This window comes from Novosphingobium sp. G106 (genome assembly GCF_019075875.1).
Taxonomy (GTDB): domain Bacteria; phylum Pseudomonadota; class Alphaproteobacteria; order Sphingomonadales; family Sphingomonadaceae; genus Novosphingobium.
Map to the genome: position 1 here is coordinate 655,980 of NZ_JAHOOZ010000001.1, position 21,581 is coordinate 677,560.

Consider the following 21,581-nt stretch of genomic DNA (forward strand, 5'->3'; position numbering starts at 1 on the left):
CAGGGCGCCGGGGGACAACCGTCCTTTCGGCGCCTTTGTAATCTTTCGGGGGGTCTTGATGTTGAAGAAGTCCGTGTTCGCCTTGACGGTTGCCAGCTGTCTCACCCTCGCGACGACTGCCAGGGCGGAGGATGCTTCATCCGCAGACTCCGCCACCACGGAATCCGGGGACATCGTCGTCGTCGGCAGCGGCGAGACCCGCTCGGTATCAACTCTCCTGCCGTCCAACTTCGACGTGCTGCCGCCGGGCACCAGCATCCAGAAGGCGCTGAACTTCCTGCCGGGCGTGAGCGCGCAGTCGATCGACGCGCTGGGCGTCAACGAACAGTCGCTGTCGCTGCAGGTGCGCGGCTTCAGCACGACGCACCTCGGTTACACGCTCGACGGCATGCCGCTGGGCGACGGCGCCTACAACAATTACAACGGCCTCACGATCAGCCGTGCGCTGATCTCCGAGAACCTCGGCCGGGCCGATCTCGCGACCGGCATCGCCGGCCTCGGCATCGCCTCGACCAGCAACCTCGGCGGCGCGCTGATCTATACGAGCAGCGATCCGAAGAAGGACCTGGGGCTCAAGATCAGCCAGACGGTCGGCAGCGAGAACAGCCTGCGCACTTTCGCGCGGATCGATACCGGCGAGCACGGCGGTTTCTCGGCCTATGTCTCCGGCCAGTACACCGAGCAGGACCTGTTCGTGAATCAGGGCGCGGGCAAGAAGTCCACCGGCAAGCAGTTCAACGGCAAGGCGCAGTACGAGTTCGACGGCGGCAAGATCACCGGCTTCGTCGACATCTCGCGCACCAACCAGGCCGACGACGCCTATTTGTCGAAGGAAATGCTCGGCCGGCTCGGCTACGACTGGGGCGGCTATGCGCCGAACTGGAATGCCTACCTCGGCGTCGCCGCCTGCACGGTGACCACGACGCCGATCAAGTGCGCCGCTGCGCCGGCGCCGCAGAAGAACGCCGACGTCACCTACACCAACGGCCAGATCCTGCGTAACGACGAGCTGTTCTACGTCGCCGGCGACTACAGCTTCACCAAGAACCTCAGCGCGCGGGTGCAGGTCTATCATCACGCAGACAAGGGCGCGGGCAACAACTTCATCACCGGCCTGTCCAACCAGGGCACGACCTCGACGGCAGACGACCTGCCGGTCCAGATCCGCGACACGCGCTACACGATCGACCGCACCGGCGTGCTCGGTAGCCTGAGCTGGCATGTCGGCTTCAACCACTTCGAGGCTGGCTTCTGGATCGAGGACAACACCAGCAGCGCCGCGCGCTATATCCGCACCGATGTGACCGGTCCGATCGATCTCGGCCATTTCCTGGGCGGCCAACCGTCCACGGCGCAGTGGGTCCAGGAGACCAAGTGGAAGACGCGGCAGTTCTACGTCCAGGACACCATCTCGCTGCTCGATGACGCTCTGAGCTTCGATTTCGGTTTCAAGAGCACCTATGCACGCTCGGATGCCACGGCGCTGCCCGGCATTTCCGTCACGCCGCCGCCGGCTTCGACCCAGTTCGCGACCGGCTCGTTGACCGCCAAGGACAACTTCCTGCCCGAAGCGGGTCTGCGCTGGAACGTCGGGGGCGGCCACGAACTGTTCGCCAGCTACGCGGAAAACATGGCCATGTATCAGGGCGGCTTCAAGCTGGGGCCGCAGTCGGTCACCCAGACCGTCTGGAACGCCCAGGGAAGCACGCTGAAACCCGAGACCTCCAAGAGCGTCGAAGGCGGTTACCGCTTCGTGAGCAATGCTCTGCAGGTCTCGCTGTCTGGCTACTACGTGAAATTCGACAACCGTCTGCTGCAGTACAATCCCTGCCCGACGAACCTCCAGCAGAACCCGGGCTGCGGCAACTCGTTCCACAACGCCGGCAGCGTCACCAGCAAGGGTGTCGAGCTCGGCGTCCTGTGGAAGCCGGCGCCGTGGCTGAGCTGGTACAATTCGGCCTCGTTCAACAAGTCGACCTACGACCAGAACCTGGTCTGGAGCCTCGGTACGACCACGGCGATCCTGCCTACCGCCGGCAAGCAGCAGGTGGATACGCCCAAGCAGATGTTCAGCAGCGTGGTCAGCGTGAAGTACGAAGGCTTCTCGGCTTCGGTCCAGGGCAAGTATACCGGGCGGCGCTACTACACCTATACCAACGACCAGAGCTTCGGCGGTTATGCCACGGTCGACCTCGGCCTCGGCTATGACTTCGGCACGTTCGGCCCGCTGAAGGGCGCGAAGCTGTCGCTGAACGTGACGAACCTGACCAACAAGCGCTATGCGTCGAACTTCGACAACAGCGTGTTCGCGCCGAACGATTCCGGCTCTGTCGCAGGCGGCGATTCGAACGCCGTTGCCGGCGACGTCCTGGTGTTCCACTCCTCAGCGCCGCGGCAATTCTTCGGGACGCTCAGCGTTGATTTCTAAGCATCTGCGCGCCTGCGCGCTGGCGCTGTTGTGGCTCTTCCCCGCCTTTGCCGGCGCGGAAGAGCCTATAACCCGGCCGAATATCGACCACGCCGCCGGCGCGCGCAGCGTCACGCTGCATGGCCAGACTTTCGTCGATCAGGGGCTGGTCGGCGCCAGCCGGCTTCCGGCCGATACGGTCGATTTTCTCGGCGACACGCTCGGGTCTTTTTCCTCGCTGCAGATCGCTCCGGGGAGCTGGAAGCGGGTAGGGGACCACTACGAAGGCGTGCTCTGGACGCTGCCCGATCGCGGGCGCAACGATCCAGGCGCCAAGCTGTTCTTCGACTATGCGGCGCGGCTCGAGCGTTTCCGCGTCAGCTTCGCCCCGAGCGACGGCCGGTTCACGCTCGTTCCTGACGGCGGGTTGAAGCTGCGCGATTTCCGCGGCCGGCCGTTCACCGGCGCCGATCCGGGCGCGGGCACCTTGACGGAGAGGGGCATCCTTCTGCCGGCACCGGATCAGGGCCTGGGCAGTGGCAAGGTATCGCTCGACGCGGAATCGCGGCAGTTCAAGCGCGACGGCAGCTTTTATGTCGGCGATGAATATGCGGCCAACGTCTACTATTTCGACCCGCACGGCCGCTTGAAGGGCGTGATCCGTCCCCCCGAAGCGATCGCCCCGCGCCGCGGTGGTCATCCCGCTTTCGGTTCGCTGCAGCCGCCCGAAAGCGGCCGCCGCAACAACCAGGGCGTCGAGGGCATGTCGCTGTCTCCCGATGGCCGCACCTTGTTCGTGGCCTTGCAAAGCGCTCTCGTGCAGGACACTGCAACCGGCAATGCCGCTGGCCGGACCGACATTCGCGTGCTGGCCTACGACGTGAGCAGCGTGCCGACACCGGCGCAGCCGACCGCGCACTACGTGATGCAGTTGCCGGCCTACAACGACAAGGGCGACGGCGGCGCACCCAATCGCACGGCTGCGCAGAGCGAGATCCGCGCGCTCGACGGCCACCGGTTCCTGATGCTCTCGCGCGATGGCGCGGGCGTCGGCGCCGCGGACAAGGCCCCCGTCGTCTACAAGTCCATCCTGCTGGTCGACGTCGCCGGTGCGACAAATCTTGCCCGCAGCGAATACGAGACCGGCACCGCATCGGTGCTGCAGGATCCGGCAGGAACGGCGCTGCGGCCGGGCATCGTGCCGGCCGAATGGACCGAACTGGTGAACATGCTCAATCCCGTGCAGCTGGCGCGTTTCGGTCTAACCATCGAAGCCTTGTCGGAGAAATGGGAAGCGCTCGATCTCGTGCCGGTGCTCGAGCCCGACCATCCGGCCGACTATTTCCTGCTCGTCGGCAACGACAACGACTTCATTGCGCGGCACTGCCGGATGTCGGGACAGACCTGCGATCCCGATTTCGATAACGACAACCGGATATTGGTCTATCGCTTGAGCCTGCCCACATCCTTGAAGTGAGCGGTCGATGGCGCCGGGCAGAGCAGCGGGCCGCTCTCAGCTTGCCGCCAGCGCCTGGGTAAAATCCGCGATGAGATCATCGGCGTTCTCGATCCCGATCGAGATCCGCACGAGGTTGTTGGTGATATTCAAGGCCGCCTTGCGCGCGGGGGGCACCGACAGGTGGGTCATGGCCGCCGGGTGGCTGGCGAGGGTTTCGGTGCCGCCCAGGCTGACGGCCAGTTTGGCGATCCTGAGCGCATCCAGGAATGCGAAAGCCTCGGCCTCGCCGCCCTTGAGATAGAGCGAAAAGGTCGATCCAGCGCCGGTGCAGTGGCGGCGATAGATGTCTGCCTGGCTGCTGCCCTCGGCTAGAAAGCCCAGATAGCCCACGCTCTCGACCTTGGGATGGCTCCGCAGCATGTCGCAGACCTTCGCGGCGTTCTCCCCGGCGCGGCTCATCCGCAGCTCGAGCGTTTCGAGACTGCGCAGCAGCATCCAGGCGGAATGTGGATCGGTGATCGTGCCGATCGTGTTGCGCGTGGCCCGGACCGGCGCGATCGCCGCGCTGCTGCCGATCACCGCGCCGGCGACGAGGTCCGAATGGCCGCCGACATATTTCGTCAGGCTGTAGACGACGAGGTCGGCGCCGTGCTCGAGCGGCTTCTGCCAGAGCGGGCCGAGGAACGTATTGTCGATCGCGATGAGAGGGCGGTCGGTGGGGAACACCGTGTCGCAGGCGGCGCGCACCGCTTCGATGTCGACGAGCGTGTTCGTCGGGTTCGAGGGGCTTTCGAGGAAGATCAGCGGCACGCGGCGGTCGCCGGCCCGTCTGAGCACGTCCTCGATCTCCGGCTGCGAGGCGCCCGCGGGAAAATCCAGCCACTCGATGCCCATCCGGCCGAGGACCTTGCCGATGAGCGTCTCGGTCGCGGCATAGAGCGGCGCCGAGTGCACGATCGTGTCGCCCGGTCTCACATGGGTGAGGAGCAGCGTCGCGATCGCCGACATCCCAGAGGAGAAGGTCAGCGCATCTTCTGCGCCATCCCAGATGCTCAGCCGGTCCTCGAGGATTTCCTGGTCGGGGCCGTTGAACCGCGAATAGACCAGGCCTTCGACTTCGCCCGACCGCGCGCCGGTGACGAACTCGAAATGCCGCTTGCCGGCCGCCGCGCTCTCGAATGCGAAGGTGGAAGTCAGAAAGATCGGCGGCTTCAGCGCGCCTTCGGACAGCGCCGGATCATAGCCATATCCCATCATCAGGGTGGAGGGATCGAGGCGTCTCCCGCCGATCTCCAGGATGTTCTTCTTCGGGCGCCGCCGCTGTGACACGCCGGTCATGCTGGCTTCGGTTTCATTCGATTGGGCCATTTTGCGCCTCCAGTGCTTCGCAATCCGCGGGATCGAGCCAGACTACTCTCATTGGGCTCACTGCGGCACCATCACTTCCAGGAGATCGTCGACATTCGCCACGGCGAAGGCGGTGAATTCGTCGGCGACGCCGTAGGGCAGCAGTATGCGACGGTCATGGAGCAACGCTCCGCAACTGTAGGTGACGTTGGGAACGTATCCGCCCCGCTGTTCAGCGCTCGGGAAGACTATCGGTGCGCTGGTCCTGGCCAGGACCCGCGACGGGTCGGCCTTGTCCAGCAGGCAGGCGCCGATGCTGTAACCGCGCATGAGCCCGACGCCGTGAGTGAATACCAGCCATCCCTCGGCGATTTCGATCGGGGATCCGCAATTGCCGATCTGCACGAACTCCCAGGGATAACACGGAGCCACGATCTGCTCGCCGCTTTCCCAGGTGAACAGATCGTCCGATCGCAGGAGACAGATGTTCTCTCCGTCCTGCCGCCCGAGCATGGCGTACCGGCCATCGATACGTCGCGGGAAAAGAGCCATTCCCTTGTAGCCCGCCATCGCGCCGCTCAGCGGCCGCATCTCGAAGGTGCGCAGATCGATGCCGCGCAAGATCTCCTGGCGGACATTGCGGCCGTCGAAGGCCGTGTAAGTCCCCATCACCTGTTCGCGGCCGCCGTCTTCGCGAAAGCTCACCATCCGCAGGTCTTCGACGCCTTGCCGTTGCGACGGGAGAACCGGGAATACCACGGTCTCCGATACGTCCTGGCTGTTGTCGCATTGCAGGCGCACCCAGCCTTCGTCCTCGCCCTCGATCACTGGCGGGACGCAATTGGGACTGGGCTCGTCTATGGTCAGGGCGAGATCGCCATCCCACGTACCGGTCCTGAACGTGACCGATGAAACATGGCCTTCGCCAATACCGCGAAGCGACAGGATGAAGCGCGCCCGGCCATCGTTTTCCACTTCCGATCCGGGGATACGTACGATGCTGGGGTTGAAGAGCGCCGCTGCTTCGAAGGCATATTCCTCGCTGAGATAAGCGCCGAGCAGAAGCCGCTCGTCTTCGCTCAGCCCCGAGATGTCGCCGAGTTCGTCCTTCGAACCGTCCACCTGACGCAGGAATATCTCTTCCGCTTGCCGGTGCCGCTGTCGCATTGGCCCGCGAATGAACGCCAGCATCCGTTCGCGAACGTCGCTCTCCAGATCGAGGATGCGCCGCACGACCATTTGCAGGCGCGACGTTCGTGTCCCGGCAAAGGCTTGCGGATAGGCGAAATGGAACGGTCGGATAACGGTTCGCGACGGATCGGGATGGAGTTCGCACTCCAGCTTGGTGAATACGTCCGCAGCGTCCATGTCCGATCTCCATCCCAGCGGCCGCGCGCCGGGCAACGGATGAACGCTTCACGCCGGCCGAGGTTCTAGGAATAAACAGATAGGCTCTATGCGGAGTGGAGGCGCGCCCATGCAGTGCCTTAGAACCCTGGGGTCATGTCCGCAGACACGATCAAGTCTTTGTCTGCCTGCGTGCCGACAAGTCAACTGACGGCGCTGAGCCGGTCTTGCTCCGGCAATTGAGGGCGCGCGAAGGGCGACGGGCAGCCATTGTAGAAGCCCGTCGCCGTATGGATCAGGATTTGGGCAGCTTGTTGAGATCCGCCTGGATCGCCGCGAGTTTCTCGTCGGTCAGCGCGTCGCCGGCATAGCTCTGCAACTGCTTCAGCGTCATGCCGCGCGCCATCGAGATCTGGTCGTTGGCGATCAGGCCGGGAACATGCTTGGCCAGAACGGCCTTGGCGGCGGGATTGTCGAGCAGGGTACCGAGGTCGGTATTTTCCACCGACAGGGGCGCGGCGGCGGTGGTTTCAGCCATGGCCGGCAGAGCCGTCAGGGCGCTTTGCGATGCGATCACGACCAGTGCCGCAACAAGGGCTTTACGCATTTCACTTCTCTCCTTGGATTAATCGGTGATGGCACGCGCGTCCGGCGCGGTCGTGGCCTGTGCGTGGGCGATCGAGACGAGCATGACGTCGATGACCCGATCGGCGAATGCGAGAACCTCCTCGTCGGGCACGACCCGCCGGCTCGTCTCGACCCGGTGCCATCCGGAAACGGCGGAAATAAACAGGTTGGCGAAGAATGCCCAGTCGGGGCCGGTGCCCCCGGTCCGGGCCATGTCATAGGTCAACCAGTCGACGCCGCGCTGCATCACCTGATCGTTCCATTCGCGAACGAGGTCGGGGAACGTCTGCGCGGAGGTTTCGACCAGCGTCGCGATCCGCTGGAACTCGGGCCAGTTGTAGGCGCGCACCATCGAGCGGGCGTAGTGGCGCAACCGGCCTTCGAGATCGTCGGGCAACAGATGGTTGTTCTGCGAGGAGCGTTCCGACCACTCCTCCAGCTGCTCTTCCAGAATGGCTCGAAACAGCGGCTCTTTGCTCTCGTACCGGGCATAGAGGGTGCCTTTCGACACCTTGGCGGCTACGGCGATCGCATCCATGCTGGCGGCTTCGAAGCCCAGTTCGACGAACAGATCGAGTGCGGTCGCCTTGATCGCGGAATCGATCGCGGCGACGCGCTCGGCGGTGGGGCGGCCGCGCCGCCCCGCGGCTTCTCGCGCTACCTCCTTCGATTTGCTGGACGGCCGCGCCATCGTTCGCTCCTAGATCGTGCCCTCACGCAGGAACTCCACCGCATGATGGGCCGCGCGCGCGCTCAGCGCCATGTACGTGAGCGAGGGGTTCTGGCAACCGCTCGATGCCATGGCCGCGCCGTCGGTGATGAACAGGTTCTTCACGTCGTGCGCCTGGTTGAACTTGTTGAGCACCGAGGTCTTCGGGTCCTTGCCCATGCAGGCGGTGCCCATCTCGTGGATGCCAAGGCCCGGCGTGCCGGGCTCGGTGGCGGCCGAGACGACGAAGCCCCCGCCGCCTGGATCATCGCCTTGCCGTCCTCGAGGATCTGTTTGGTCATCGCCTGCTCGTTGGGCCCGTGCGCGCAATCGACCTGGACCACCGGGATGCCCCACTTGTCGACCTGGGTCGTGCTCAGTGTGACGCGATTGTTCGGGTTCGGCAGCATTTCGCCGAAGCCCGAGATATAGGTGAACCATGGGCCCAGCTTGCGCGTCCGTGCCTTCAGCTCCGCGCCGATTCCGGGCTGGCCGATGGCGGTGCGCCAACCCATCCGCGAGACGCCGCCCTGATAGCCGAAGCCGCGCAGGAAGTCGGCGGGCTCGGTGACGTTGCGGAAGCGCGGGATGTAGATCCCGGTCGGACGGCGGCCGTGATAGAAGCTGTCCTTCGGGCCGTTCGGCAACAGGCCCGCGACCGACAGTGCAAACAGGTGGTCCATCAGGTTGCGCCCGACCATGTCCGACGAATTGGCCAGCCCGCGCGGCATGGCTTCGGACTTCGAGTTGAGCAGGATCTGCGCCGTGCCGATCGTCGAGGCGTTGAGGAATACGATCTTGGATTCGTAGGTCCGGTGCGCCTTGGTGTTCTGGTCGATCGTTCGCACGCCGGTAACCTTGCCGGTCTTCGGATCATGCACCAGCGAATGGACGATGGCGTCGGTGACGATGGTCAGATTGCCTGTACGATCGGCGGCCGGCAGCGACGAGGACAGGCTCGAATGATAGGCGCCGTAGCCGCAGCCGCGATCGCAGAGCGAACGAGCCTGGCAACTCATGCGCCCGAGTTCCTCGTGGTGCGGCTGCGCCTTCGACAGGTTCGCCGTGCGTCCGGCAATGACCTTGCGGCCTGGGAACGCCTTCTCGATCGCGGCCTTGAACATGAGTTCGCCGTCGTTGAGCGCGAAGGCCGGCAGGTACTCGCCGTCGGGAAGCTGCGGCAGGCCGTCACGGTCGCCGGCGACGCCGATGAACTTCTCGATATGCGAATACCACGGCGCGAGGTCGTCATAGCGGATCGGCCAGTCCGAGCCGTGGCCGTCCTTGGCGTTGGCTTCGAAGTCCTGCGGCGACAGGCGGTAGGACTGGCGACCCCACATGATCGAGCGGCCGCCGAGATGATAGCCGCGGATCCAGTCGAAGGGCTTGCCCTCCGGCGTGATGTAGGGGTTCTCGTCGTCCTTGACCCAGTATTGCTGGGTTGCGGCGGTGATGAAGCTCTCGCCCTGGATCTTGTAGTGACGCGCGAGATCCTCCTCGGGGACCATGCCTGCGTTAGGCACTTCCCAGGGCTGGAGGTTGTCGGTGTAGGATTCGCCGTGCACGAGCTTGCGCCCGCGCTCGATCACCAGGACCTTGAGGCCCTGTTCGCACAGTTCCTTGGCGGAAATGCCGCCGCTCATGCCGGAGCCGACTACGATTGCATCGAACATTGTCATCGCCTCCGTTCAGAACATGCCCAACCCGCCGGTGGCGCGGGTTTCGGGGGTCGCCTTGACCGAGGGAGTCCAGCCGCCGGGGGAGTGCTCGTAGACGAGCTCGGTGGTGAGGGCCTCTTCGGAATAGTAGTAGAGCAGCACGATCAGCTCCTTGAGCTTGGCGTAGCCGGGCTCCGCCACCGAGGGACCAGCCATCATCGCGCGCATCCCCGTGAGCTTGTCCGTGCGCGGCACGGGCTTCAGCGCGGCTGTGTCATGCGCCGAGAGCAACTCCTTGCGCTGGTCCGGCGTCAGCTCGGCGAAACCCTTGGCCTGCTTTTCCCTGGCAAGGTCGTCGATCTTGGTGATCGCACCCGCCAGTTGCACGCGGTGCTCGGGCGAGGCCCAGTTGACCAGCAGGGCGTCGAACTTCGCGGGCACGTGGGCGTCGACCGCGCCGGGCGTATCGGTCTTGGGGATGATCGTATCGGCGATGGCGCTCAGCAGTGTGAAGCTCTTCTGGTCGAGGAACGGCTTCGGGCTCGCCGCAGCTTTCGCGAAGGCCTCGGTGCTGAAGCCGGCGGTTACGGTCACGCCCATCAGCAGCAGGGCGCTTTCGAGCAACGAGCGCCGGTCCATGTTTGGAATCGTCATATCCGCCTTTCACCCTCTCGTATGTTTGCGCTCCCATAAGCTTCTCTCCGGGGCGTCACAAGAGAAATCGAACGTAATCGTTCGATTAAGCTTGATGGCCTTGGAGTGCCGGGATATCTGGTCGGAAAGAACAGGTGAGGGGAGCTGTGATGATCCAGCAAATCAACCGCCGTTCGCTGCTGGCGGGCGCTGTTGCGATGGGAGCTTTTGCCATGATCGAGGGAACCGCAAAGGCGGCCGCGAAGAAGCTGTTCTTCCAGCGGATCGGGCTGCCGATAGGCCTGCAGGTCTATACCCTGGGAGATGAAGCGGGGCGCGATCTCGATGCGACCTTCGCGCAGATCGCGGCGATCGGCTATCGCGAGATCGAACTGCCGAGCCTTTACGACCGCAAGCCGGCCGAAGTGCACGCTGCGGCGCATAAGGCGGGGCTGACTATAACCAGCTTTCACATCCCGCCGGTCACCGGCGCAGGGGCAGGATTGAACATCGCCAGTCCGCCGGCCGAACTCGCCGAGGCGCTGGGCGCGCTCGGCGCCAGTCGCGGCGTGTTGCCGATTGCACCGTTTCCCGCGAATTTCCGTCCGCAGGCGGGTGAATCGATGCAAGCGACGATCGGCCGCGCTTTCGCCGAGGCCGGCGCCGACCACTGGCACCGCGCCGCCGCCATGCTCAATGAGAAGGGTGCGGCGCTGAAGCCGCTGGGCATCGCGCTCGGCTATCACAACCACAATATCGAGTTCGCCCAAATCACTGACAAGAATCGTGGTGCGACGAACGGCTGGGAGATTCTGATTGAGGAGACCGATCCCGCGCTGATCCACTTCGAAGTGGACGTGGGCTGGATCGCCACTGCCGGGCTCGAGCCCGCGGAGTTCCTGCACCGGCACAAGGGCCGCGTGGCACAGCTTCACGTCAAGGATGTTGCGGCCGGCAACACGACCAATTTCGCGCTGTCGATGAAGCCGGCCGAAGTCGGCTCGGGTACGCTCGACTGGGCGGCGATCCTGCCCGCGGCCTACGACGCCGGCGTGCGGCACTTCTATGTCGAGCAGGAGCCGCCCTTCGCGATCCCGCGCATCGAAGCGGCGCGCAAGTCTTATGGGTTCCTGTCGCAACTGCGTGCCTAGGCCGCCAGATCCCAGGCCGACCGGATAAGGTCGAAGCCCTCGGTATAGACCTCTTCCTCGCTGGCGAAGAAATCGCGCCAGACGCGCGTCGCGGCGGCGAGATCGGGCACGCCGCGACCGAAGGCCTCGATCGTCAGCCAGCCGTCGTAGCCGAGCGTTTTGAGTTCCCCGATCGTCTTGCGGATCGGCGCATGGCCGCGCCCAGGCGTGCCGCGGTCGTTCTCCGAAATGTGCACGTGGCTAAGATGGCCCGAGGCGTGCAGCGCCCGGAGCGCGGCGAGCGGGTCCTTCTCCTCGATATTGGCGTGGAAGGTGTCGTAGAGAATGCCTATGCCCCCCACCCGCTCGGCATAGGCGATCGCCTGCTCGCAGGTGTTGAGCAGGTGCGCCTCGAAGCGATTGAGCGGTTCCAGCCCGGGCGTCAGGCCGGCATCGCGCATCGCCGGCAGGATCTGGCGGTGCACCTCGGCGCAGCGGTCGAGTTCGGCCGCGCTCGGCTTTTCGCCGGTGAAGACGCCCAGTGGCTGGAACCAGGGGCCCGCCACGACCTGCCCGCCGAGCGCCGCAGAGCAGTCGATCACGCGGCGCAGGTGGTCGACCGCGCTTTGCCGCGCCGCCGCATTGGGCGAGATCGGGCTGTGCGCCTCGTCGGGGATGATTGCGACGACCGTGCGTTCGAGGCCGAGGTCGTCGAGCACACCAGCGAGGGTGGCGTAATGCGCGGTGTCGGACACGTCGAAAACGGGCACCTCGACCCCGTCGAAACCCGTGTCCTTCAAGGCCTGCAGCACGCCGTAGTGGGCTTCGGTGACGTGCCCGGTCCAGAGCAGCAGGTTCATCCCGATCTTCATGACGCGGCCTCCAGCGGAACATTGCGTGCGCTATTCGCGCGGCTGCGGCGCTCGGCCAGCCAGACCGCGCCGAAGATGAAGAACAGCGCGATCGGCACGAGCGCGATCACCTGGAACGACTGCTCGGCGGCATAGGCAAGCGCCTGGCTCAGTTGCGGTCCGGGCTGGAGGGCGGCGAAGGCGGTCTCGCCGCCAGCCTTCTCCAGCTTGGCGCGGTCGTAGATCTTGCCGATCTCGGGCAGCACCAGATAGATCGCCATGGCGCCGGCGAAGCCGACGATGCCGATCGACCACGGCCCGCCGCGCGGAAAGCGCCGTGCCGAGGCCGCGAGCATCGTCGGCCACATGAAGCAGACGCCGAAGGCCCAGAGCGTCGCCGCCAAGATCGCGGTCAGTGGCGAGGAGGCGATCGACAGGCCGTAAAGCCCCAGCGCCGCCGGGATCGTGCAGGCGCAGAGCAGGCCCATGTCGGAAAAGCGATGTTCGAGCGCGCCGGCGAAGTGGCGCATGACGAACATGATCGCCGAGACGTAGACCAGCACGAGGATACCCGGCATGCCGACGGTCTGGGTCAAGGCGATGTCCACCCACGAGCCGGGCGCCAGCTCGGCCGAGGCGGTTAGGAACATGATCGCGGGGAAGATCCAGAACGTGGGCCGCTTGAACGGTTCGGCGATCATCTGTTTGAACGGCACGCCCATCGTTGTGCTTTCGGTCTTGGGGAATTCCTGAGTCAGCGCCCAGGCGCCGAACACTGCGCCCGGCACCATGATCAGGCCTATCAGCGCCTGCCAGCTCAGCCCGAGCTGCTGAAAGAACAGCAGGCTGGCGAGCCCGCCGGTGACGATCCCTGCCGGCCACCAGGCGTGAAGGATGTTGAGCTCCTTGGTCTTCTCCTCGGGGTAGAGCGCCGTGGTGACCGGATTGATCGAGGCCTCAGTCGCGCCCCAGCCGAAGCCGCAGACGACCATGCCGACCGTCAGCAGCCGATAGACCGCATCGATCCCGCCCATGGAGGGCGAGGCGATGATCAGGATTGGCCCGAGGATGAAGCAGAGCGAGGCAAACAGGATCACGCGCTTGGCGCCGATCACGTCGAGCAGCGGGCTGATCACCAGCAGGCTGAGCGCGAAGCCGAGGAACGAATTGCCCAGCGCCGCGGCGATCATCTCGCCCGAGTGCATGGGCACGGTCGGGTCGAACAGCGCCGCCTTGATCGCGCCCGAAGCGCCCGTGCGGATCGAGAACGAGAGAGCCGCGGTGAACAGCGCGAGTACGCAGATCACGAAAAGCGATCGGCGGTTGTAGGTTTTCCCTTCCATTTCCCTCCCCTTCGATCCCGGTTCAGTCGATGCCCAGAACCTTGTGAATCAGTGCCTTGTCCGCGCCCGTTCCGGCGAAGTCGTCAAAGGCCTTGTCGGCCTTGCGGATCATGTGGCGGGCAATGAACGGCGCACCCTCGGCGGCGCCCTGCTCGGGGTGCTTGAGCGCACACTCCCATTCGAGCACGGCCCAGCCGGGGTAGCCGTACTGCGTCAACTTGGAGAAGATCGCGCCGAAATCGATCTGGCCGTCGCCCAGCGAGCGGAAGCGGCCCGGCCGATCGACCCAGCTCGAATAAGAGCCGTAGACCCCGGCGCGTCCGTTGGGGCGGAACTCGGCGTCTTTGACGTGGAAGGCCTTGATCCGTTCGTGGTAGATGTCGATGAAGGCCAGGTAGTCGAGCTGCTGCAGCACGAAGTGCGACGGATCGTAGAGGATGTTCGCGCGCGGATGCTGGTCGACCGCGTCGAGGAAGCGCTCGAACGTCACGCCGTCGTGCAGGTCCTCGCCCGGGTGCAGCTCGTAGCAGGCGTCGACGCCGTTCTCGTCGAACCGGTCCAGGATCGGCTTCCAGCGGCGACCGAGTTCGGCGAAGCCTTCCTCGACCAGACCGGCGGGGCGCTGCGGCCACGGGTAGACCATGTGCCACATCAGCGCCCCCGAGAAGGTGGCGTGGCTCGTGCAGCCGAAACGCCGGCTGGCTCTGGCGGCGAGGTTCAGCTGCTCGACCGCCCAGTCGGTCCGCGCGGCGACGTTGCCCTGAACCTGCGGCGGCGCGAAGCCGTCGAACAGTGTGTCGTAAGCCGGGTGGCTGGCGACAAGTTGGCCCTGGAGATGGGTCGACAGCTCGGTCACCTCGACGCCGTTCTGCGCGCAGATGCCCTTGATCTCATCGACGTAGTCCTGGCTCTCGGCCGCCTTCTCGAGGTCGAACAGGCGCCCATCCCAGGTGGGAATCTGCACGCCCTTGTAGCCGAGCGAACCGGCCCATTTTGTGATCGCGTCGAGCGAGTTGAACGGCGCCTCGTCACCGGCGAACTGGGCGAGGAAGATGGCGGGACCCTTCATCGTTGCATCCCTTTCAGAGGTCGATCCAGGCAGCACCGTCGCGGCTGGACTGGAGCGCGGCGCGCAGGAAGTTCATGCCGGCCAGGGCATCTGCCATCGTGGCGTAGCCGGGCTCGCCCGCTGGCGCCGGAGCACCGCGGAGTTGCTCGCCAAAGGCGCGGTAGATGTTGGCGAAGGCCTCAAGGTAGCCTTCGGGATGACCGCCCGGCGTGCGCTGGATCGCGACGATGTCGCCGGGTAGATAGGCGCGGTTGGCACCGGCGTGATAGACCTCGTCGGGACGGTCTCGGCGCTTGATCGTCAGGGTGTTGGGCTGTTCCTGGCGCCAGTGCAGCCCGGCCTCTTCGCAATAGACCGCGATGGCGAGATCGTTCATGTCGCCGACGCAGACCTGGCTCGCTGTCAGCGTGCCCTTGCCGCCGCCCGCCAGGCGGAACAGCGCGGCCCCGTCGTCATCGATGCGGCGCCCGGGCAGCATGTTGAGCTCGGCGCAAAGCGCGGCAATGCGCTCGCCGGTGATGAATTCGACGAGGTTCGCAGCATGGGTGCCGATGTCGCCGAAAGCCCCGGCATCGCCCGACCGCGCTGGATCGACGCGCCATTCGGCCTGCTTGTTGTCTTCGAGATCGGTGGCGCGCGAGAGCCAGTCCTGCGTATATTGGACCATGACGCGCCGCACCCCGCCGAACTCGCGGCCAGCCACCAGCTTGCGCGCGAGCTTGACCAGCGGATAGCCGGTGTAGGTGTGGGTGACGGCGATCTTCCGGCCGGTACGCGCGGCGGCGTCGGCGATGGCCCTGGCCTGGTCCAGCGAGTCCGCCAGCGGCTTGTCGATGATCACGTCGAAGCCCGCTTCCATCGCTGCGATCGCGGGCGGCGCGTGCATGTGGTTGGGAGTGACGATCGAGACCGCCTCGATCCGCTGCTCGGCGGGGAGGGCGCTCTCGCGCTCCAGCATCTCGGCCCAGGAGCCGTAGGTGCGATCTTCGGGCAGGCCGATCTCCGCGCCCGAGGCCCTTGCCTTCTCAGGGGTCGACGATAGCGCGCCCGCCACGAGTTGCCAGTTGCCCGCGATCGCCGCTGCGGTGCGATGGACGCCGCCTATGAAGGCGCCCCGGCCGCCGCCGATCATGCCATAGCGAATGGGTTTCATCGTGGCTGCTCCTGTCCGGTGACAGGCGCGGCGCAGTCCTTGCCGTGCAGCGCCCAGTCGATCGCGCCCCGCAGCATCGCGCGGTATTCGGGCTCGGCGTAGGCCGCGGCCTGGTGTCCCATCGCCGAGTAGAGCACGCGGCCCTTGCCCACGCAGTGCCACCAGGCGATCGGGTGGTCGGCGCCCATCGTCAGGTCCTTGCCCATCATCTTGTGGTTGGCGAAAGTCCGCTCATCGAGCGTCAGCAGGACGTGATAGCCGGGGCGTCGCGGCGCCTTGTCGAACGAATACCATTCGTCGACGCGCTGCCAGCTCTCGGGCAGGCCCTGCATGGCCGGATGCGCCTTATCCTCGACACGGACCGTCGCCTGCTGGAACTGCGGACCCAACGGGTGACCCTTGAACTGCGCGCCTATCAGATCGTCGACGTACCAGCGCCAGTCGTAGGAGAAGTCCCCGCCCGCGCCATGAATGCCGACGAAGCCGCCGCCGTTCTCGATGTAGCTCTTCAGCGCTTGGCGCTGATGCGGTGTGAAGACGTCGCCGCTGACGTTGTTGAACACCACGGCGTCGAAGCGCGAGAGGATTGCGGGATCGAAAGCCGCGCCATTTTCGGTCTGGAAATAGCCCCAGCCGTTGTCCTTGGCCATCTGTGCGAACAGCCCATTGGCCGCGGGGATCGCTTCCTCATGGCGGAAGCCGTTGGTCTTGGAGAAGACCAGGATCGCCGGCCGCTTGATGTCCGCAGGCAGGGCAGGGGGCGTCGTCTCGTAGACGTGGAGGCCGCCCAGCATCGTGCGCCGGATCGTGTCCCAGTTCCGCGCGAGCTGGATGCCGAACAGGACCAGCAGGGCCAGCAGCGCCCAGAGGATCCACTTGATGATCTTTCGTGCCACGGAGCTCTCCCTCGGCCCGTCAGCGCCGGCTGGCGAGATAGTCGAGCACTGCAGCCCGCTGCGCCGGGTCGGTCACGCTGATGACCATCTTCGTGCCCGGCACCATTCGTGCCGGCGCCGTCATGAAGCGGTCGAGATTGGCGCGGTTCCAGGTCAGGCCAGATGCCTTGAGCGCGGTGGAGTAGTTGAACGCCGTCGACGCCGCCTTGCGTCCGACCACGCCGGTCAGGTTTGGGGCGAGCGTCGACGGACGATCGGGCGCGCCGTGGCACGAGGCACAGCGCTGGCGATAGAGAACGGCGCCGTCGGGCTTGTCCGCCGCGAACGATGGCGCCGCGACAAGCGTCAGCACGGCAATCGGCAAAAGACGATGGAGTTTCACAGGCATCCTCAAAGCGATTCGCAGCGATCCGCTTGACTTGCGGTGCTTTTATCGAACGATCGCGTTCGTTTTACTCGAACGACTTTGAAGTGCAAGAGCGGTCAGACCAATTTTGCGGCGCCTAGACCGCGATGATCAGCTCTACGCCCGTCTTTCGCACCATGTCGGCCATGTCCGGCGAAATACCGCTGTCGGTTACCAGTACGTCGACCTCGCCGAGCTCACAGACGATCGCGCCTGACGTCGAGCGAAACTTCGAACTGTCGACCAGCAGGATCAGTTGCTCGGCACGATCGATCAGGCGGCGCTCGGCGGCGACGAGGATAACGTCCTGCTGCATCACGCCCTGCGCCGCGACAGCGGCGGCGCCCATGAACAGCTTGGGCGCATGGAAGCGCGGCATGGATTCCTCGCCGTGCGGGGCGAGGATGATGTTCTGCTCGCGGAAGATCACGCCCGAAGGCACCAGCAGCCGCGTGCCAAGCTGGGGCAGCAGCGCCTCGATGATGTGCAGCGAATTGGTCAGGACCTGGAGGTCGAGTCCGTCGAGATGCGGGCACATCTGCAGCGTCGTCGTGCCGCCGTCGATCATCACCGCTTCGCCGGGCGTGCACAACGCAGCGGCGGCGCGACCGATCGCCTGCTTGCGCGCGAGGTTCTGCGTGATCGACTGCTCGAACGGCGTGCCGACGAGGCGGCCGGCCTTGCTGTCGGCTGCAGGCTTGGCACCGCCGTGGACGCGGACGATGGCGCCCGCTTTCTCCAGTCGCGTCAGGTCGCGGCGGATCGTTGCAGGTGAGGCCTCGAGGCGCGCTTCGAGGTCGCGATAGGTGATGAAGCCGCTCGCTTCGATGGCATCGAGGATCAGTCGTTCGCGTTGTTCTGCGTGCATCATGCGATCCCCGGGCGAGCGATTGCCATCCACTTTCGCCTATGGCCGGGAAGTGTGGAGAAATCCATTCCGTGCTAGCCTCCGATTGCTGCGCGCCAGCGCGCGCGATAGGCGGCAAGGTCACCGGGAAGTGGCTCGAATAGCCGTAGCTCTCCCTGTGGTCGCAGTGCGGGATTGACGAGCCGCAACGCGCCGAACGAGACGTCGTTGTGCGCGTTGGCGGTATAGACCAGGGTTCCGGGCCGCAGCGCCGCCAGCGCGCGGACGAAGACTTCGGCTTCAGCGAAGCGGCCTTCGACGAGCAGTCGCTCGCGCGAGCCGATCAGGTCGAGCGACGCGTCGGTAACCAGCGCCGCGTAAAGCGATGCGGCGGCGCGGCGGGCGAAGTCGTTCTGCGGTTCGCCGATCCAGCAGGTCTCGCCTTGCGGGAATGGGCCGAAGCCGGGTGCCAGCGTAGGCAGGACCATGACGCCGGCTTCGATCGCTTGCGGCGCTGCGGCGAGCAAGGCCGGCTGATCGGGCTTGATGTCGATCCGCCGGGTGTCGAGCTCGATCAGGGTTTCGATCTCGCGCCCGCCCATGAACCGGGCCGAGGGGACGGGGCGGCCATGGATATCGACGTTGACCAGGCAATCGCGCGCTTCGGGCAGGTTCGCCAGGTCGACGGGCTCGCCAGGCAGCCGCATCGCGATGAACCAGGTGCCGGTCGAGAGGACTGTCGTCTCGTTGTCCGCGATCTCGGTAAAGCCCCCCGCCGCCAGCAGCGCGGCGTTGGAATCGTGCAGGCCGGCTAGGACTTTCACGCTCGCGGGAAGACCGGTGCGAGCAGCCAACTTTGGCCTGAGCGTGCCGACGACCTCTCCGGCCGGCCGCAACGGCGCGAAACGCTGCGCCCAGCCTAGCCGCTCCGCCATGGGCGAGAGCCGGCCTTTGGTTGGGCTCCACAGGTCGCTGTGACAGCCGAGGCTTGTCACCTCGCTGACGGCCTCGCCCGAGAAGAACCAGCTCCAATATTGAGCCCAGGGCAGTAGTGTCGCCCGGTCCATCCGCGGATCGAGCCGTTCTAGCCAATAGAGCTGTGCGCCGAAGTTCAGTCCATCGGGCAGCGCGGGCGAGCCGGTGACGGGAAACGGATCGCGTTCGCGCCGATAGGCTGCCAGAACCTCGCCGGGAATGACCTGCTCGTAGTCGAGCGGCGGGAAGGCCAGGCCATCGTCGATGATGCCCGCGACACCGGCCCCATGAACGACTGGGATCACATATTCGATCGGCTTGCCGCCATACGCCATCAGCGCTTCGATCAGCCACTCGCCGATACCCGATACGTCGAGCCGGCGTAGGCCATTGCTCTCCACTACCGCGTTCGGGTGCACCTGACGGTCGAGCATCGCGCCTTCGCACGACCAGAGCGTGACCTTGCTCATGGTCTTGCCGATGTCGACGACGATGGCGAACGCCTCGCTCAAGCCCTGTTTTCCTCGTGATATGCGCGTTTATGATTGTTTGTTATCGAATACGATTGATCGCGCAAGTTGGAATCGCTAACACGCCAGGCATGAACGCTCCGACGTCGCTGTCCGCCGAATCCGCCACTCCCTTCGCCGTTCCCGCTAACCGCTGGGACGACACTGTCGCTGCCGGCCTCTCGCCCGCCGAACTGCTGCTCTATCGTTCGAACCTGCTGGGTTCGGATCTGACCGTCACCAATTTCGGTGGCGGCAACACTTCGGCCAAGCTGGGCGAAATCGATCCGCTCACCGGCGAGGCGGTCGAAGTCCTGTGGGTCAAAGGTTCGGGCGGCGACATCGGCTCGATGGCTTCGCCACGCTCTACCAGTCCAGGCTGCTCTCTCTGGAAGCGCACTACGCAGGCCCCGAGGATGACGACAAGATGGTCGGTTTCCTGCCTCACTGTACCTTCAATCTCAACGCGCGCGCAGCCTCGATCGATACGCCGCTGCATGCGCTGCTGCCTTTCGCCCATCTCGACCACGTTCACCCCGATGCGATCATCGCGCTGGCCGCGAGTGCAGGCGGCGAGACGGCGACGCGCGATATCTGGGGCGGGCGGATCGGCTGGCTGCCGTGGAAGCGGCCGGGTTATACGCTGGGCATCCAGCTTCGCGACTATGTCAGGGCCAATCCCGGCCTCGAGGGCGTCATGCTGGCCGGCCACGGGATCATCTGCTGGGGTGACAGCGCGAAGACCTGCTACGAGCATACGATCGGCCTGATCGCCGATGCGGCTAATTTCCTGAATCGCAAGCTTGCCGGGAAGCCGGCATTCGGTGGAGCGGTCCTGAAATCTCCCTCTCAGGATCGCGCTGCCGTGGCTGCCGACCTTATGCCGCGCCTTCGCGGTCTGATGACCGGGACACGGCGTAAGGTCGGCCATTTTTCCGATGATTCGGAAACGCTTGAATTCGTCAATTCACGCGACTTCGAGCATCTGGCGGCGGTCGGCACCTCATGCCCCGACCATTTCCTGCGCACCAAGATCGCCCCGCTGACGCTCGATCCGGCGAAGTTGCGGGACGACGGCTATCTGGCAGCAAAGCTGGCGGAATATCGGGTGATGTATGCTGCCTACTACGAGCGCTGCAAAAGGCCCAATTCCCCGGCGATGCGCGATGCGAACCCCGTGGTCGTGCTGGTGCCGGGCCTCGGCCGGATCACTTTCGCCACCGACAAGACCACCGCACGGCTCGCGGGCGAATTCTATGGCAATGCGATCAATGTGATGCGTGGGGCCGAAGCGATTGGTGGCTATATCGGCCTCGACGAGCAGGAAGCTTTCGACATCGAGTACTGGCTGCTCGAGGAAGCCAAGCTCCAGCGCGTGCCGGCGCCCAAGCCGATGGTCGGGCGCATCGCACTGGTAACCGGCGGCGCGGGTGGCATCGGTGCGGCCTCCGCCGCGCGGCTGCTGGCGGATGGCGCCTGCGTCATGCTGGCCGACCATGATGCTGCAGCGTTGGAAGATATCCGCGCCGCTTTCGCCAAGCGTTTCGGCAAGGATGTCGTCCGCGCTGCCGTTTGCGACGTGACCGACGAGGCCCAGGTTCAGGCCGCCTTCGACGCCTGCGCGCGCGAATTTGGCGGGCTCGACATTCTGGTCGCCAACGCCGGCGTCGCCTCCTCCGCGCCGATCGAGGAAACCACGGTCGACCTCTGGAACCGCAACTACAGCGTGCTGGCCGAAGGCTACTTCCTCACCAGCCGCGCCGCCTGGCCGCTGCTCAAGCGGATGAAAGAGCAGGGCGGCAGCGCGGTGGTCTTCATCGGCTCGAAGAACGGCGTGGCCGCGGCGACCAATGCGAGCGCCTATGCCTCGGCCAAGGCGGCAGCGAACCACCTTGCGCGCTGCCTGGCGCTCGAAGGCGCGCCCGAGGGCATTCGCGTCAACGTGGTCAATCCGGACGCGGTGATCCGCGGTTCGAAGATCTGGGACGGCGATTGGCGCCAGGAGCGCGCTGGCGCTCACGGCATCGATCCGGGCGACGAACTGGAAGCGCATTATCGCAACCGCTCGATGCTGAAGCGCGACGTGCTGCCCGAGGACATCGCCGAGGCCGTCTATTTCCTCGCGAGCGACATGTCGGCGAAGTCCACCGGCAACATGATAAACGTCGACGCCGGGAACGCCCAGGCATTTACCCGCTAGGCCCGCGGGAGAGGA

Annotated in this window: 19 protein-coding genes; 4 read left to right on the forward strand and 15 right to left on the reverse strand. The window is 65.3% G+C overall.

From position 1 onward, the window contains the following. Positions 1-58 precede the first annotated feature (58 nt). Both KRR38_RS03090 and KRR38_RS03095 read left to right on the forward strand, forming a co-directional pair. On the forward strand, positions 59-2,428 hold the full coding sequence (locus KRR38_RS03090; RefSeq protein ID WP_217398517.1) for a TonB-dependent receptor: 2,370 nt from the start codon (positions 59-61) through the stop codon (positions 2,426-2,428). Continuing rightward, entirely contained in the window at positions 2,418-3,884 is a 1,467-nt protein-coding gene (locus tag KRR38_RS03095) for an esterase-like activity of phytase family protein (RefSeq protein ID WP_217398519.1), read from the forward strand. The genes KRR38_RS03090 and KRR38_RS03095 overlap by 11 nt, the downstream gene beginning before the upstream one ends. A 36-nt stretch (positions 3,885-3,920) precedes the next feature. Here the strand turns inward: KRR38_RS03095 and KRR38_RS03100 are convergent, their stop codons facing one another. The 7 genes from KRR38_RS03100 to KRR38_RS03125 all read right to left on the reverse strand — a co-directional run bounded on the left by KRR38_RS03100 (position 3,921) and on the right by KRR38_RS03125 (position 10,208). After that, positions 3,921-5,234: a cystathionine gamma-synthase family protein gene (locus KRR38_RS03100; RefSeq protein ID WP_217398521.1), complete on the reverse strand. Its 1,314-nt coding sequence runs from the start codon at positions 5,232-5,234 to the stop codon at positions 3,921-3,923. Positions 5,235-5,291: 57 nt separating this feature from the next. Next, positions 5,292-6,581 carry a glycoside hydrolase family 130 protein gene (locus KRR38_RS03105; protein WP_217398524.1) on the reverse strand — a complete coding sequence of 430 codons (1,290 nt, stop codon included), beginning with the start codon at positions 6,579-6,581 and terminating at the stop codon, positions 5,292-5,294. Between the two features lie 274 nt (positions 6,582-6,855). Beyond that, a complete protein-coding gene (locus KRR38_RS03110; protein WP_217398526.1) occupies positions 6,856-7,167 on the reverse strand; it encodes a hypothetical protein in 312 nt (103 codons plus the stop codon). An 18-nt stretch (positions 7,168-7,185) separates the two neighbouring features. Further along, positions 7,186-7,878: a TetR/AcrR family transcriptional regulator gene (locus KRR38_RS03115; RefSeq protein ID WP_217398528.1), complete on the reverse strand. Its 693-nt coding sequence runs from the start codon at positions 7,876-7,878 to the stop codon at positions 7,186-7,188. Positions 7,879-7,887: 9 nt separating this feature from the next. Continuing rightward, positions 7,888-8,076: a GMC oxidoreductase gene (locus tag KRR38_RS37285; protein ID WP_309140962.1), complete on the reverse strand. Its 189-nt coding sequence runs from the start codon at positions 8,074-8,076 to the stop codon at positions 7,888-7,890. Next, entirely contained in the window at positions 8,019-9,569 is a 1,551-nt protein-coding gene (locus tag KRR38_RS03120) for a GMC family oxidoreductase (protein ID WP_309140963.1), read from the reverse strand. Before KRR38_RS03120 ends, KRR38_RS37285 begins: the two co-directional genes overlap by 58 nt. Before the next feature lie 15 nt (positions 9,570-9,584). Then, positions 9,585-10,208, reverse strand: coding sequence for a gluconate 2-dehydrogenase subunit 3 family protein (locus KRR38_RS03125; protein WP_217398530.1), 624 nt, complete (start codon positions 10,206-10,208; stop codon positions 9,585-9,587). Positions 10,209-10,357: 149 nt separating this feature from the next. Between KRR38_RS03125 and KRR38_RS03130 the strand changes: the two genes are divergently transcribed. Then, positions 10,358-11,338: a sugar phosphate isomerase/epimerase gene (locus KRR38_RS03130; protein WP_217398532.1), complete on the forward strand. Its 981-nt coding sequence runs from the start codon at positions 10,358-10,360 to the stop codon at positions 11,336-11,338. Here the strand turns inward: KRR38_RS03130 and KRR38_RS03135 are convergent. The 8 genes from KRR38_RS03135 to KRR38_RS03170 all read right to left on the reverse strand — a co-directional run bounded on the left by KRR38_RS03135 (position 11,335) and on the right by KRR38_RS03170 (position 19,369). Further along, entirely contained in the window at positions 11,335-12,189 is an 855-nt protein-coding gene (locus KRR38_RS03135) for a sugar phosphate isomerase/epimerase (RefSeq protein WP_217398534.1), read from the reverse strand. The genes KRR38_RS03130 and KRR38_RS03135 overlap by 4 nt on opposite strands. After that, the gene (locus KRR38_RS03140) at positions 12,186-13,511 is read right to left on the reverse strand and encodes a sugar MFS transporter (protein ID WP_217398536.1); all 1,326 of its coding nucleotides are present in this window, start codon (positions 13,509-13,511) and stop codon (positions 12,186-12,188) included. The genes KRR38_RS03135 and KRR38_RS03140 overlap by 4 nt, the downstream gene beginning before the upstream one ends. 22 nt (positions 13,512-13,533) lie before the next feature. Continuing rightward, complete coding sequence (locus KRR38_RS03145; RefSeq protein WP_217398538.1) at positions 13,534-14,580, reverse strand: sugar phosphate isomerase/epimerase; 1,047 nt, start codon at positions 14,578-14,580, stop codon at positions 13,534-13,536. A gap of 13 nt (positions 14,581-14,593) precedes the next feature. Then, entirely contained in the window at positions 14,594-15,733 is a 1,140-nt protein-coding gene (locus KRR38_RS03150; protein ID WP_217398540.1) for a Gfo/Idh/MocA family protein, read from the reverse strand. Continuing rightward, entirely contained in the window at positions 15,730-16,629 is a 900-nt protein-coding gene (locus KRR38_RS03155; RefSeq protein ID WP_217398542.1) for a ThuA domain-containing protein, read from the reverse strand. Before KRR38_RS03155 ends, KRR38_RS03150 begins: the two co-directional genes overlap by 4 nt. A 19-nt stretch (positions 16,630-16,648) precedes the next feature. After that, positions 16,649-17,011, reverse strand: a complete 363-nt coding sequence (locus KRR38_RS03160) for a c-type cytochrome (protein WP_309140964.1) — start codon at positions 17,009-17,011, stop codon at positions 16,649-16,651. A 121-nt stretch (positions 17,012-17,132) separates the two neighbouring features. Further along, entirely contained in the window at positions 17,133-17,903 is a 771-nt protein-coding gene (locus KRR38_RS03165) for a DeoR/GlpR family DNA-binding transcription regulator (RefSeq protein ID WP_217398546.1), read from the reverse strand. Between the two features lie 74 nt (positions 17,904-17,977). Beyond that, the gene (locus KRR38_RS03170; protein WP_217398553.1) at positions 17,978-19,369 is read right to left on the reverse strand and encodes an FGGY-family carbohydrate kinase; all 1,392 of its coding nucleotides are present in this window, start codon (positions 19,367-19,369) and stop codon (positions 17,978-17,980) included. Positions 19,370-19,682: 313 nt separating this feature from the next. Here KRR38_RS03170 and KRR38_RS03175 point away from each other — a divergent pair, with 313 nt between their 5' ends. After that, a complete protein-coding gene (locus tag KRR38_RS03175; RefSeq protein WP_309140965.1) occupies positions 19,683-21,566 on the forward strand; it encodes a bifunctional rhamnulose-1-phosphate aldolase/short-chain dehydrogenase in 1,884 nt (627 codons plus the stop codon). Positions 21,567-21,581: the final 15 nt, after the last annotated feature.